Raw genomic sequence first — 12,871 nt, 5'->3', positions numbered from 1 at the left:
AAACCTTATGCGTTGGCAGACTGCTTTTCCGTGATTGCGTTCAAAGCGACGACCAAGCCCTTCATTGTGCCGCTCAGCACAGTAACGAAGCCCGTAATAGGAGCGTTCAAGCCGCCCAGAGCTTTTGCAACCAAAACCTCTTTGGCAGGCAGGGAAGCCAGCTCTTTGACTCCGTCGGCATCAATGGCACCGCCATCGACAAATCCGGCCTTGAGTTCAAATGTTTTGCTGGTATCAGCAAATTTAGCGAGGATCTTTGCGCTGGAAACATAATCGTCCTTGCTGATTGCAAGTGCGGTCGTTCCTTCAAGGACATGGTCGAGGCCATCGATCCCGGCGTCCTTCAATGCAAGACGCAGCAGGGTATTCTTGACGACCATGTAGTCGCTGCCCGCTTCACGCAGCTCTTTGCGGAGCTTTGTGTCCTGAGCGACCGTGATGCCCTTATAGTCGACAATGACACCGGTGCATGAACCCTTCAGGCTCTCGGTCAAAGCGGCAACCGCCTGCTTTTTTTGCTCTAAAATCTTCTCACTTGGCAAATGTATTCACCTCCGTCAGTTGGAATGCGGCGCGCAGGAAAATGAAAAAGCCCTTCCCGCATGACCGCGGAAAGGGCATAAATACATCATCATAACAATGCGTATCGGCCTCTATCCTCGGCAGGCTGGGCCAAAACCCATTAAGCAAATGCGCCTGCTGTCTTTGGAATAAAGAACAGCGAATATTATACTATCACAGACCGTGCGGTCTGTCAAGCCTTTCGGAATCAGACGCCAACCTTATTCGGGTTGATTCTGACGCCGGGGCCCATGGTGGAAGCTACGACGCAGCTCTTGATATACTGGCCCTTGGAAGCGGCCGGCTTCGCCTTTACGATTGCGCCGAGCAGAGCGTCAAAGTTTTCCTGCAGCTTCTGTCCGCCAAAGGAAACTTTGCCGATTGTGCAGTGGATAATGTTGGTCTTGTCAAGACGGTACTCGATCTTACCGGCCTTGGCGTCGGTAATCGCCTTGCCGATTTCGCGGGTAACCGTACCGGCTTTCGGGTTCGGCATCAGGCCGCGGGGGCCCAGAACCTTACCTAAACGGCCGACAAGGCCCATCATGTCCGGAGTCGTGATCAAAATATCGAAATCCATCCAGTTTTCGGACTGGATCTTCTGTACCATTTCTTCGGCACCGACAAACTCGGCACCGGCAGCCTCGGCCTCTTTGACGGCGTCGCCTTTGCAGATGGCCAGTACCCGGACCTTTTTACCGGTTCCGTTCGGCAGTACGATCGCGCCGCGGACCTGCTGGTCAGCGTGACGGCTGTCTACGCCCAACTTGACATGGACCTCGACGGTCTCGTCAAACTTGGATGTTCCGGTCTTGACACAGAGGTCAAGAGCCTCGTTTGCATCATAAAGCTTTGTACGGTCGACAAGCTTCACGTTCTCAACGTATTTTTTACCGTGTTTCATTGGTTTTCCTCCCTATTGAGTGGTAAAATCGGAGTAGAAAAGTTCCTCCCACCCGGGTGTCAATCTACGACTTCAATCCCCATGCTGCGCGCCGTACCGGCAACCATGCTCATGGCTGTCTCAACGGAAGCCGCATTTAAATCGGGCATCTTTGTCTCAGCTATCTTTCTGACCTGCTCGCGTGTGATCTTTGCTACCTTCTTCTTGTTCGGTTCACCGGAACCGCTCTCAATACCGCAGGCCTTTTTAATCAGGACGGCAGCAGGCGGGGTCTTGGTGATAAAGGTAAACGAACGATCCGCATAAACGGTGATGACGACAGGAATAATCAGTCCTACGTCATTTTTCGTGCGCTCGTTGAATTCCTTTGTAAACGCCATGATGTTGACGCCGTGCTGACCGAGAGCCGGTCCTACAGGCGGCGCCGGGGTAGCCTTGCCAGCAGGTATCTGGAGCTTAATCAAGCCCGTAACCTTTTGAGCCATTTGTTTGCACCTCCAAAATTCGTGGTAGATGGCGGAGCGGATGCTTTGAGTTTATCCGTTCCTCCCACAGGGGCAGTGCCCCTCATAATCAGCGGTCTCCCGCAAATTATCGTGAAATATTATTCCATCGCTTCAGCCTGATCCAACTCAAGCTCAACCGGTGTTTCGCGCCCGAACATGGATACTGTTACGCGGACGCGGTTTTTGTCGACGTCAACTTCTTCAACAGTACCGACAAAGCCCTCCAACGGGCCGTCAATAATGTGTACGGAATCGCCGACGCTGTAAGAAACCTCGATTTCCTTCTGTTCAACGCCCAGCTTCGCCACTTCTTCATCCGTGAGCGGAATGGGCTTGGACGACGGGCCGACAAAGCCCGTACAGCCCCTGATGTTGCGGACAACATACCATGACTCATCGGTTAGGAGCATCTTCACCAAAACATAACCGGGGAAAATCTTGCGCTCGACATCGCGCCTTTTGTTATCTTTGATTTCCGTAACAGTTTCCGTGGGTACACGGATTTCCTGAATTAAATCATGGAGCTGACGGTTTTCCACAGTCTTTTCAAGATTAGAGGCCACCTTGTTCTCATACCCGGAATAGGTATGAACAACATACCATTTTGCGTCTTCAGGCATCGTAATTTCCTCCGCTTATCCTACTTTGCAACATTCATAATCAACCCAAGCAGGTTCATGAGCAACGTGTCGAGTCCAAAGATAAACAGGCCAATCAGAAATATTGTTGCCAAAACGACGCCGGTATTCCTGAATACCGCCTGCGGTGTGGGCCATACAATCTTTTTTACCTCATTTTTGCAGTCGCGGAAAAACTTGGAAGCGCTCTTGCCCGTTCTCGCAAAAAAGTTTTCCTTTTTTGATGTATCTGCCATTCTTCGTCCCTCCGTCCGGCTTACTTCGTCTCTCTGTGAAGAGTGTGCTTCTTACAGAATCTGCAGTACTTGTTCATCTCAAGCCTGTCCGGATCATTCTTCTTGTTTTTCATCGTGTTGTAGTTGCGCTGTTTGCACTCAGTGCAGGCTAATGTGATTTTAACTCTCATGACGGCACCTCCCGTTATACGGAAAAATATTTAGGCCTTTTTTAAGGCCTCAGCCTCCCTCTTAAAAGGGCGCAAAAAAATAACCCCTTTATGAGGTATAAACATCATAGCATTTCACGTGAAATCTGTCAAGTTTTTTTTACGAAACGGAGCGGATTTTGCCCGCCCCGATTTCCCGTCTTTATTTCATGTCGTTCAGATTGGCCGCGACAAATCTCTTTTCCTTCTTTTTCTTTTCGGGCTTTACCACTTTCCCCTTGAATTTCAGCCCCGCGGTGTAGCCTTTTTTCAGATCGTCGCTGAACATCGGCTTGATATTCTCCGCCGCCCGGTCGCTCACGCCGTTCAGCACCACGATCGTAATAATGGAACGCACGTCCATGTCGCCGTTGGCGTACATGTCGTTCAGAAGGTCGCAGCAGCGCTTGATGCTGTCCGCTTTTGTGCCCTGCGCGCAGAGCGCGTCAATTTTCGGCACCAGATGCTCCTTTGCGAAATGGATCGCGCGCACTTCCTCGTACTGATTTCTTTCGCCGTTGAGCTCCTCTTTCAGCTCCGGGAAAATACCGACGAAGCGATTGAAGAAAAACACCGGGTCGGCATTGTTTTCATCGTCTTTTTTGCGCTTCTTTTTCGTTTTGGCCGCCGCCACGCGCTTCGGCCCTTCAATGGTCTCTATAAAGTCGTTCACAATGCTGTCGGCCTCGGTCAGGCTGTCCGTCTCGGGGTCAAAAAGCCAGATGGAAATGGACTTCCACTTTAAGTCCGGCTCGCCGTCCTCGGCATCGCAGGTTCGAAGCTCAAAGCGCTTTTTGTCCTGATGATAAAGAATACTGTAGGCGGTATTCTCCCCCTTAAACAGCACCGAACGGCCGCTGCCTTCCTGTTTCTCACCGGCCTTTACGAATCCCTGTCCGTTTAAAACCGCGCCGACTTTTTCAGCAATCAGGTCAAATGCCTTCTGCTCCAAACAAATCACTCCTGAATCTGTATTTACGCACACCGCTTGTCCGCATTGGCGGGACCCCGGTATGCACCTGTATTTTCCTTCTATATTTAACCAAAGATAGTATGGCTCACGATATTTATAAATTATACTACATAAACATTTTTTTGTCACCATACAATTTAATAAAATTCCGATTGCACCGCTAAAAGCCTTGTGGTATGATATGTATTTGTAGGATTATGTATATTATATAAATAAGAAAAAGAGCAGAGCTTTGGAGGATATGATTATGAATAAAAAGAGGATTGCCGTCATTTTCGGCGGCAGCTCATCCGAACACGAAGTATCTTGCGTTTCTGCGGCATCGGTCATCAACAACCTGCCGAAAGACAAATATGAAATCGTCTGCCTGGGCATTACCAAGGACGGACGCTGGTATCTGTTCAGCGGCTCCCCGGAGGAAATCGCCGACGGGCGCTGGGAGCGCGACCCGCTCAACCAGCCCGCGTTTATCGCGCCCGACAGAAACATCCGTGGAATCGTGGTAGACGGAAAAATGGGGTTTGACGTAATCAAGGTGGACTGCGTGTTCCCCGTCCTGCACGGCAAAAACGGAGAGGACGGCACCATACAGGGGCTTCTGCAGTTGAGCGGGATTCCGTTCGTCGGCTGCCGCGCGCTTGCTTCCGCCGTGTGCATGGATAAGGCGGTCACCCACACGCTGCTGACCGCGGCGGGCATCCATCAGGCAAACTATCTTTGGTTTTATACGGAAAAATATAAAACCGGCGCCGAGAAAATCAAGCGGAAGATCGACGCAAGGCTTGGATATCCCATCTTTGTGAAACCGGCAAACGCGGGGTCCTCCGTGGGAGTCAGCAAGGTAAGCAGCGAGGCGGAGCTTGACGAAGCGGTGGCCAAGGCGGCACTCGAGGATGACAAAATCGTTGTGGAAGAGGCCATTGTGGGCCAGGAGGTCGAGTGCGCGGTACTGGGCAACGCGGAGCCGGAGGCTTCCGTTGTCGGTGAAATCGCGGCTTCCGCTGAATTTTACGACTACGACGACAAATATAAATCCGGAACATCCCAGCTCTATATCCCCGCGCATCTCGACGAGGCGGTGATGGAAGAAATCCGTTCCACCGCCCGCAGGGCTTACTATATGCTGGGCTGCACAGGCCTTTCCCGCGTGGACTTTTTCGTACGCGACGGCAAAGAGGTCATTCTGAACGAGCTGAACACCCTGCCGGGCTTCACTTCCATCAGCATGTACCCGAAGCTGTGGGAGGCTTCCGGCATCTCTTACGGCGAGCTGCTCGACAGGCTGGTGTCTCTTTCCTTTGAAATCCGGACACAATATTAATAAATCATTTTGGAGCGATGGAATAGAATGGACAACAGACCGATCGGCGTCTTTGACTCCGGGCTGGGCGGACTGACCGCCGTAAAAGAGCTATTACACATCATGCCGCACGAAAATATCATCTATTTCGGCGACACCGGCCGCGTTCCCTACGGATCGCGAAGCCGCGAAACGATTATGAAATACGCCGGACAGGATATGGCGTTTCTGGAATCCAAAAATGTGAAAATGATTATCGCCGCGTGCGGTACCGTCAGTTCGGTTGCGCCCGGAATCGGCGAAAAGCTGACCCTTCCCTACACCGGCGTGCTGAAACCGGCCGCGGCCGCGGCAGGGAAAGCCACCAGAAACGGGAAAGTCGGCGTCATCGCCACCACGGCGACCATCCGCAGCGGTTCTTACCGCCGCGAGCTTGCGGCCATCGATCCCGAAATCGAGGTTTTCGACCGCGACTGCCCGCTGTTCGTCCCGCTGGTGGAAAACGGGTGGATCGCCGAAGACGAGCAGGTTACGCGCCTGGTCGCGCAGCGCTACCTGACCCCGCTGAGGGAAGCCGGGATCGACACCCTGATTATGGGCTGCACGCATTATCCGATTATCAGGCACATCATTTCCGAAGTAATGGGCGACGGCGTGACCCTGATAGACAGCGGAAGGGAAACCGCCGCTTACTGTTCCGCCCTGCTGAGAAAACAGGGGCTTCTCTGCGACAGAAGCGCGGACGGCGACTGCTCGTTCTACGTCAGCGACCGGATGGAAGGCTTTTCTCAGATTGCGGGTATCTTTCTCGGGAAAGATATCAAACGCGAGGTCAGCCATGTGGATATTGATCTCTATTAATTTTGAAATGAACCGAATAAATTGCAAGGAGTAAACAAATGCTGGAAAATTACCTGATTTCCATTAAAGGCCGGCAGAAAATAGACAACGAAACCGGCGAAGTCGAACTGACCACCCTCGGTTCGTATGTAAAAAAAGGCAACAGCCAATATATCGTGTATAAGGAATACGATGCGGACAACAACAACGCGGCGCAGACCTCCGTCCTGAAGGTGGACGGCAGTTCTAAAGTAACCCTGATGCGCGGCGGGGCCGACAGTACCCGCCTGATTCTGGAAAGCGGGAAGCGGCATCTCTGCCAGTACGACACGGGCTTCGGAAATATGATGGTGGGTGTTTTCACCAGCAGGGTAAAATCCAGTTTGGGAGAAATGGGCGGAAATCTGGAAATCAACTATACGCTGGATATCAATTCCAATTTATCGAGTTTGAACGAACTCTTCATTACGGTCAAGGAGGCAAATAACAAAGATGTCAAAAATAGTGTTGCAGGCGACCAGTGAACTGAAAAACGCAATTCTCCGCGCGGTGGAAAAGGCACAGGCCGCCGGGGGTCTGCCCCAGGGGGAAATGCCCCCTTTTTCCATTGAGGTGCCCGCCGACCGCAGTCACGGAGACTGGGCGACCAACGCGGCCATGGTGTCCGCCAAGGCGTTCCGTCTCGCCCCGAGGAAAATCGCGCAGCTGATCACGGAGTATATCGCGCTGGACGGCACATTTTTTGACCGTTTTGAAATCGCGGGTCCCGGATTTATCAACTTTTTTCTGAATCAGCGCTTTTATTCGGAGGTTCTGAAGGATATTACGCAGAGCGGCGCTTCTTACGGCCGCAGCGATTTTGGCAAAAAGGAAAAAATTATGGTTGAGTTCGTTTCCGCGAATCCGACCGGCCCCATGCACATGGGCAACGCACGCGGCGGCGCGCTGGGCGACTGCCTTGCGGCAGTCCTCGACGCCGCCGGCTACGACGTATGGCGCGAATTCTACGTAAACGACGCGGGAAACCAGATTGAAAAATTCGGCACCTCCCTTGCCGTGCGCTACCTGCAGCTTTTTCAGGGCGAGGACGCCGTCGAATTTCCTGAGGACGGATACCACGGAGACGACATCCGCGAAAGGGCCGCCGAGTTTGCGAAAGAGCACGGCGACAGCTATGTTGGCGCAGACCCCGAGGAGCTGAAAAGGGCTTTGGTGGATTTTGCGCTTCCGAAAAATATCGCCAAGATGCAGGCAGACCTGAAAAAATACGGCATCGTTTACGACGAGTGGTTTCTGGAAAGCCGCCTGCACAATGACGGCGAGCTGGAGGAAACGATCCAGATTCTGAGGGAAAAAGGTATGACCTACGATAAGGACGGCGCCCTTTGGTACCGCGCGACCGATTTCGGCGCGGAAAAAGACGAAGTCCTGGTCCGCCAGAACGGAAATCCAACCTATTTCGCGGCGGATATCGCCTATCACAGAAACAAATTTGCAAAGCGCGGCTTTGACCGCTGCATCGACGTTTGGGGCGCCGACCACCACGGCCACGTGGCGAGAATGAAGGGTGCCATGGACGCGGTCGGGCTGGACGGCGGCAAGCTGAACGTCGTGCTGATTCAGCTGGTAAGGCTCGTGAAGGGCGGAGAAGTCGTGCGTATGAGCAAGCGTACCGGCAAAGCGATTCAGCTGGCCGACCTGCTTGACGAGGTGCCGGTGGACGCCGCAAGGTTCTATTTCAACATGAGGGAAGCCAATTCCCAGATGGACTTCGACCTTGATCTCGCCGTTCAGCAGGACGCGCAGAACCCGGTTTATTACGTACAGTATGCCCGGGCGAGAATCTGCAGTATTTTCAAGGCGCTCGCCGCCGAGGGAATCCTCCCGCGCGGCTGCACCGATGAGGAACTCGCGCTTTTGACCGAGCCCGAGGAAATTGAGCTGATCCGGCATCTTTCTTCCTTCACCGGGGAAATTGTGGCGGCGGCGCAGGACTACGATCCCGCCAGAATTACCCGCTACGTCATTACGCTGGCTACGCTCTTCCATAAATTCTATAACGCATGCCGTGTTAAAGGCGAAAACGAAGGTCTGACCGCCGCCAGGATGTACCTGTGCGGCGCGGTTTCCACTGTGATCTGCAACGTGCTTTCCATGTTTAAGATTTCCGCGCCGGAAAGCATGTAAGCAGGCTGAACATGTTAGGAGCAATGAAGAACAAATGAGTTTCCCATTTCATCTTCCCCTGCTGCTGGATGGCGCTACGGCCACAAATCTGGCCGCCGCCGGAATGCCGGGCGGCGTTTGTGTGGAAAAATGGATTCTGGAAAATCCCGAAAAGCTCACAAAGCTGCAAAGCGACTTTATCAAAGCGGGCGCTCAGGCAGTCTATGCGCCGACCTTTGGCGCAAACCGGGCCTGCCTGAGCAGCTACGGTCTGGAAGCGGAGGTCGCGGACATCAATCAGAAGCTGGTGGCGCTTTCCCAAAGCGTTGCGAAACCCGCCGGGGTACTGGTGGGTGGGAACGTCTGCCCCACCGGCCTGTTCGTACCGCCGTTCGGCGAATCGGATTTTGACGACATCTATGACATTTACCGCGAACAGATCCGCGCGCTGGACGACGCGGGGGTCGACTTTATCGCGATCGAAACGCAGACCTCGCTCGCCGACATGCGCGCGGCGGTGCTTGCCGCAAGGACGACCAATCTGCCGGTTTTTGTGACCGTCACCGTGGATGAAAGCGGACACACCCTCACGGGAGGAAGCCTTCTGCCCGCGGTGATCACCCTGCAGGCCATGGGGGCGGACGCGATCGGCCTGAACTGCTCCTTTGGACCGGAGCACATGCTGGAGCACGTGGAACAGGTTGCCCCGCATATCAGCGTTCCGATCATCGCCAAACCGAGCGCCGGGGTGCCCATGTGGAATTCTCCGGAGCACAGCGGAATCCTTTCCCCCGATGAATTCGCCGCCCGGATGCGCGGGCTGATGGAAGCGGGAGCGAGGATCGTCGGGGGCTGCTGCGGCTCCACCGCGGAGCATCTGAAAGCATTGGCGCAGGTGGCAAAGGAATTCGGCCCGCCGGAAATTCCGGAAGAACCGGACTGCTATGCCGCCGCAAATGAACGGGAAGCGTTTTTCCTGGGGGACGACATCGTATTCAGCGAACCGATTGCCTGTACCAGCTCGCTCGGCGAAGACCTGATCGATCTGGACGACGAGCAGGTTACCGCGGCGTTAGTGGAGGTCAACAGTGTGGACGACGCGCTACTGCTGAGCGAAAACAGCACGATGACGCGCCTGCCCATTGCCGTGTACTGTGACAGCCTGCCGGTGCTCGACGCGGCGCTCCGGTATTTTCAGGGCCGGTTGATCGTCGATTCCGCCTGTCCGATCGAAACCGACCTGATCGAACCGCTCGCGGCGAAATACGGCGCGATTGTTTATTAACGATATTAGGCCATGTTTGTAAATTAAGAGTCTTGTCTTATTCGGCTAAAATTGCGGCTGACCGCGTCAAAAATGCTCGGCATACGGGCAGTATTCCTGCGCTTTTTTCCTTGTCAGGCACAGTTTTATCACGAAAATCCGTCGATTTTTAATCTACAAACATGGCCTAGAAAGCCGGAAGCGAATGCTTCCGGCTTTTTCTCTTTGCATCTTATTTTTCATGCGCCTCTGTGTCGTGGGACTCCTCCGGCGGCTTTTCGTCTTCCTCGTCGGGCTCGTTCCAGCTGCAGAAAGCAAGATACATCCCCGCCAGCGCGACAAAACAGGCCACGGAAGCGGTGGCGAGCGCCCATCCGGTAATCTCAAACGGACCGAGCACCATGGAAATCAGCGTCAGTACGATGCCGGCTTCAAAAAACAGAACTGCAAGTTTTCCGTCGCTCATAAAAAGCCCTCCCTTGTGATGATGATCCCGCGATTTTTGAAACCACTTCCATTACAGAAATACTTCGTTGGACAGCGCTGCGAGCTGCTCCATGGAAAGCTGCTCCGCGCGCGCGGTCGGGGCGATTCCCGCCCTTTCCAGCGCCGCCGCTACCACTGCCCTGTCCAGCGAGAGCCCAGCGGCGACGGCGTTGAGCACCGTTTTGCGCCGCTGGCCGAAAGCCGCTTTGACAAGGGCAAAAAAGTCCTTTTCCCTGTTGATTTTCACCGGCGGCTTTTTGCGGATTTTCAGATGGATGACCGCCGAATCGACGTTTGGCGGCGGGAAAAAGTTGTCCCGGTTCACTTCAAAAAGGACCTCCGGTTCGGCAAAATAACGCACCGCCGCGCTCACCGCACCGCAGGCGCGGGTGCCCGGCAGGGCGCAGAGGCGTTCCGCCGCTTCCTTCTGCACCATGACCGTCACGGAGCGGATCGGCAGCCGTTCTTCCAGAAGCCGCATAATGACCGGCGAAGTGATATAATAAGGCAGATTGGCGCAAACGGCCACTTCTGCGCCGGAAAACTCGGTTCCGATCAGCTTTCTGAGATCGGCCTTTAAAATATCTTCATTCACGATTTTGACATTGCGGTACCCGGAAAGCGTGTCGTCCAGAACCGGCAGCAGCTTTTTGTCCAGCTCTACGGAAACTACCTTGTCCGCCCGCTTGGCGAGCTCCGCGGTCAGCACCCCCACGCCCGGCCCGATTTCCAGTACGCCGACTCCCTTTTGCGCGCCGCACTCCTCCGCCATGCGCGGGCAGACGTCCGGGTTGATCAGAAAATTCTGCCCCAGCGATTTGGAAAAGTGGAAGCCGTGACGCGCCAGTATATTCTTAATGACTCTGATATCCGATAAATCCATTTTCTGTCCCCATATCTTTTTGCTTACTCTTTTATTTCCTGATTATATCATACAAATTGCCACATTTCCATTGATTATCTGTCGAAAATACAATATGATAGGATTACTACAGCATCTCCAGTTGATTCTGCAACAGGGCTGCGTTCCACCCCTCCTTCGGCAGGAGAGGAACCTATTTTGGCTCGCAAACGGAAATGGAATTGCTATCATAAAAGGATTGGGAGGCATGAAAATGAACCGTACGGACAAAGAGAATTATTACCTTGATATTGCTGAAACCGTGTCGGAGCGCGGTACCTGTCTGCGCCGGAATTTTGGCGCGATCATCGTTCAGCATGACGAGATCGTATCGTCCGGATACACGGGGGCGCCCCGCGGCCGCCGCAACTGTATCGATACCGGCGTCTGTGTGCGCGAAACGCTGGGGGTTCCGCGCGGGGAACGCTACGAGCTCTGCCGCTCCGTCCATGCGGAGGCCAACGCCATTATCAGCGCCTCCCGCCGCGATATGATCGGCAGCACGCTGTATCTGGTGGGAAGGGACGCCAAGGCGGGCGGATATGTGGAAAACGCTTCTTCCTGTTCCATGTGCAAAAGAATGATTATCAATGCCGGCATCACGCGCGTGGTTGCGCGGAACACAAAAAATACTTTCTCCTCCGTTTATGTACAGGAATGGGTGGAGAACGACGAATCCATGAGCGGGAAATTCGGATACTGATTACATAAAAAATGCGCCTTGAAACGGGCTTGAAAAGCTCAATCAAGGCGCATTTTCTGACTATAAAAGCTGTTGTATTGTGTAAATGTCTATTGCACATTTCTTTGGCAGCAGCGGCATTTTTATGAAAAAAAACCCATGACCTGTTCCACGACAAAAACGACGGCGGTAGAGCCAAGCGCAACGGTAAGAAGGCCTTTGTCCCGATACGCGAGGAGAAGGGCCGCGGCAAGGCCGAACACCGCGGAATACGGATTCCCCGTGGAGTACAGAATTTCGGGAAAGGTCATGGCCGCAAGCACGGCGTAAGGCACATAAGCCAGAAACGACCGGATAAATCGGTTGTGAATCTTCTTCCTGAAAATCGCCAGCGGAAGCATACGGATGATATAGGTGACCAGCGCCATCAGAAAGGTACAGATCAAAATTCTCGGGTAATTCATTCCTGCACCTCCGGGTCGTCCACAGGGTAACGCAGCGCGGCGTAGGCCGACGCGACCACCGCGCAGATGATGATGACCCATCCGCCGGAAATCCGGTTCAGGAAGGGCGTCCACCGGAAAAGACAGCTTAAAACCACCGCAATGACGATGGCCAGCGCAACGGGGCGCGCATGCTTTGCGGGAGGAACGATAATGGCGATGAACATCCCGTAGATCGCAATGCCCAGCGCGGTGCGGACACTGACCGGCAGCAGGCAGGTAGCGGTTCCGCCGAGCAGGGTCCCCAGCGTCCAGCCGGTGTAAGGAGTCAGAATCAGCCCCAGAAGATACCGCGCGCCAATGCTTCCGTCCTGCTTCATGGCGACGGCGAAAATTTCATCGGTCACGCCGAAGGAAAGAACCAGCCGCTGGAGAGAGGTCATGGCACCGTCCACTTTTTGGGAAAGGGAAAGGGACATCAGCATATAGCGGATGTTGATGACAAAAGTGGTTACGACAAGCTCTATGTAATGCCCGCCCGACAAAATCAGCTCGGTCCCGGCAAACTGCCCCGCGCTGGTCATGTTGCTCATGGTAATCAGCATCACCGCCCAAAGCGGCAGCCCGCCCTGCGTCGCCATCATTCCAAACGTGAAAGAAACGCTGATATACCCCAGGCAGATCGGCAGCCCGTCCTTCAGTCCCTTTTTAAATGTCAAAGCCTCTGTTCCGTGCATTTCCATGCTCCCATACTATAGCAATTTTGAGAAAAACCAAAGGAAT

At 53.8% G+C, this 12,871-nt stretch carries 17 protein-coding genes and 1 other annotated feature; of the genes, 6 read left to right on the top strand and 11 right to left on the bottom strand.

Features of this window, described 5'->3' with window-relative positions; all coding sequences use genetic code 11:
* Window positions 1-5: 5 nt before the first annotated feature.
* The 7 genes from rplJ to LY85_RS16890 all read right to left on the bottom strand — a co-directional run bounded on the left by rplJ (window position 6) and on the right by LY85_RS16890 (window position 3,985).
* On the bottom strand, window positions 6-542 hold the full coding sequence (rplJ, locus tag LY85_RS16920) for a 50S ribosomal protein L10 (protein WP_141827600.1): 537 nt from the start codon (window positions 540-542) through the stop codon (window positions 6-8).
* A 34-nt stretch (window positions 543-576) separates the two neighbouring features.
* Window positions 577-727, bottom strand: a sequence feature (ribosomal protein L10 leader region).
* A gap of 42 nt (window positions 728-769) precedes the next feature.
* Window positions 770-1,465, bottom strand: coding sequence for a 50S ribosomal protein L1 (gene rplA / locus LY85_RS16915; RefSeq protein ID WP_038323171.1), 696 nt, complete (start codon window positions 1,463-1,465; stop codon window positions 770-772).
* 59 nt (window positions 1,466-1,524) lie between these two features.
* Window positions 1,525-1,950, bottom strand: a complete 426-nt coding sequence (gene rplK, locus LY85_RS16910; protein WP_038323170.1) for a 50S ribosomal protein L11 — start codon at window positions 1,948-1,950, stop codon at window positions 1,525-1,527.
* A 119-nt stretch (window positions 1,951-2,069) separates the two neighbouring features.
* Window positions 2,070-2,591 carry a transcription termination/antitermination protein NusG gene (gene nusG, locus LY85_RS16905; RefSeq protein WP_038323169.1) on the bottom strand — a complete coding sequence of 174 codons (522 nt, stop codon included), beginning with the start codon at window positions 2,589-2,591 and terminating at the stop codon, window positions 2,070-2,072.
* A 20-nt stretch (window positions 2,592-2,611) separates the two neighbouring features.
* Window positions 2,612-2,845, bottom strand: a complete 234-nt coding sequence (secE, locus tag LY85_RS16900; protein WP_038323167.1) for a preprotein translocase subunit SecE — start codon at window positions 2,843-2,845, stop codon at window positions 2,612-2,614.
* A 20-nt stretch (window positions 2,846-2,865) separates the two neighbouring features.
* On the bottom strand, window positions 2,866-3,015 hold the full coding sequence (gene rpmG, locus LY85_RS16895; RefSeq protein ID WP_038323165.1) for a 50S ribosomal protein L33: 150 nt from the start codon (window positions 3,013-3,015) through the stop codon (window positions 2,866-2,868).
* A 181-nt stretch (window positions 3,016-3,196) separates the two neighbouring features.
* A complete protein-coding gene (locus tag LY85_RS16890) occupies window positions 3,197-3,985 on the bottom strand; it encodes a hypothetical protein (RefSeq protein ID WP_141827599.1) in 789 nt (262 codons plus the stop codon).
* 268 nt (window positions 3,986-4,253) lie between these two features.
* Here LY85_RS16890 and LY85_RS16885 point away from each other — a divergent pair, with 268 nt between their 5' ends.
* The 5 genes from LY85_RS16885 to LY85_RS16865 are packed head-to-tail and all read left to right on the top strand — an operon-like array spanning window position 4,254 to window position 9,597.
* On the top strand, window positions 4,254-5,327 hold the full coding sequence (locus LY85_RS16885) for a D-alanine--D-alanine ligase family protein (RefSeq protein WP_141827598.1): 1,074 nt from the start codon (window positions 4,254-4,256) through the stop codon (window positions 5,325-5,327).
* Between the two features lie 27 nt (window positions 5,328-5,354).
* Window positions 5,355-6,167 carry a glutamate racemase gene (gene murI, locus LY85_RS16880; protein WP_141827597.1) on the top strand — a complete coding sequence of 271 codons (813 nt, stop codon included), beginning with the start codon at window positions 5,355-5,357 and terminating at the stop codon, window positions 6,165-6,167.
* A gap of 38 nt (window positions 6,168-6,205) precedes the next feature.
* Window positions 6,206-6,670, top strand: coding sequence for a DUF1934 domain-containing protein (locus tag LY85_RS16875; RefSeq protein WP_038323161.1), 465 nt, complete (start codon window positions 6,206-6,208; stop codon window positions 6,668-6,670).
* Complete coding sequence (gene argS, locus LY85_RS16870; protein WP_141827596.1) at window positions 6,639-8,333, top strand: arginine--tRNA ligase; 1,695 nt, start codon at window positions 6,639-6,641, stop codon at window positions 8,331-8,333. Before LY85_RS16875 ends, argS begins: the two co-directional genes overlap by 32 nt.
* 34 nt (window positions 8,334-8,367) lie before the next feature.
* On the top strand, window positions 8,368-9,597 hold the full coding sequence (locus LY85_RS16865; protein WP_141827595.1) for a homocysteine S-methyltransferase family protein: 1,230 nt from the start codon (window positions 8,368-8,370) through the stop codon (window positions 9,595-9,597).
* A gap of 211 nt (window positions 9,598-9,808) precedes the next feature.
* Here the strand turns inward: LY85_RS16865 and LY85_RS16860 are convergent, their stop codons facing one another.
* Together LY85_RS16860 and rsmA are read right to left on the bottom strand one after the other, a co-directional pair.
* Window positions 9,809-10,042 (bottom strand): hypothetical protein, encoded by a 234-nt coding sequence (locus LY85_RS16860; protein WP_141827594.1) that lies wholly within the window; start codon window positions 10,040-10,042, stop codon window positions 9,809-9,811.
* A gap of 51 nt (window positions 10,043-10,093) precedes the next feature.
* Window positions 10,094-10,945 (bottom strand): 16S rRNA (adenine(1518)-N(6)/adenine(1519)-N(6))-dimethyltransferase RsmA, encoded by an 852-nt coding sequence (rsmA, locus tag LY85_RS16855; protein ID WP_141827593.1) that lies wholly within the window; start codon window positions 10,943-10,945, stop codon window positions 10,094-10,096.
* A gap of 232 nt (window positions 10,946-11,177) precedes the next feature.
* Here rsmA and LY85_RS16850 point away from each other — a divergent pair, with 232 nt between their 5' ends.
* Window positions 11,178-11,666, top strand: a complete 489-nt coding sequence (locus LY85_RS16850) for a deaminase (RefSeq protein ID WP_038323154.1) — start codon at window positions 11,178-11,180, stop codon at window positions 11,664-11,666.
* Window positions 11,667-11,788: 122 nt separating this feature from the next.
* On the opposite strand, the gene LY85_RS16845 is transcribed toward LY85_RS16850, so the two are convergent.
* Entirely contained in the window at window positions 11,789-12,109 is a 321-nt protein-coding gene (locus LY85_RS16845) for an AzlD domain-containing protein (protein WP_038323153.1), read from the bottom strand.
* Window positions 12,106-12,825, bottom strand: coding sequence for an AzlC family ABC transporter permease (locus LY85_RS16840; RefSeq protein WP_141827592.1), 720 nt, complete (start codon window positions 12,823-12,825; stop codon window positions 12,106-12,108). Before LY85_RS16840 ends, LY85_RS16845 begins: the two co-directional genes overlap by 4 nt.
* Window positions 12,826-12,871: the final 46 nt, after the last annotated feature.

Origin of the sequence: Clostridium sp. KNHs216, assembly GCF_006714885.1 — a bacterium.
Taxonomy (GTDB): Bacteria; Bacillota; Clostridia; order Oscillospirales; family Acutalibacteraceae; genus Caproiciproducens.
The sequence above is the reverse complement of the archived record's forward strand: the minus strand, read 5'-3'. Positions and strand labels throughout refer to the sequence as shown.